We start from the raw sequence: 213 nt of genomic DNA, 5'->3' as shown, positions 1-213 counted from the left end.
ACCTTCACGCTGAGCGACGGCAAGACCGTCATCACCGTACCGGCCAATGGCACCAGCGGTTCGATCAGCGTGACTGCCCCGGACAACGTCTACGTTGGCAGCAACCCAGCAGTGGTCAACTCCATCGCGACCGTTGCGGGCGCGGATGTCGGCAAGTTCGAACAGCTGACCCTGGACAAGACTCCTGTCAGCACCCAGGTCACTGACGAGCCA

General features: G+C 62.0%; 1 protein-coding gene. It reads left to right on the top strand.

The window, feature by feature from the left end:
* Positions 1–213, top strand: a 213-nt coding sequence (locus tag SB756_RS36565; RefSeq protein ID WP_410914158.1) for an immunoglobulin-like domain-containing protein, incomplete at both ends; no start/stop codon positions are given.

This window comes from Pseudomonas sp. SIMBA_068, from assembly GCF_046534705.1.
Classification (GTDB): Bacteria; Pseudomonadota; Gammaproteobacteria; order Pseudomonadales; family Pseudomonadaceae; genus Aquipseudomonas; species Aquipseudomonas putida.
Note: the sequence above shows the minus strand (reverse complement) of the source record. Positions and strands in the feature narration are given on the sequence as shown.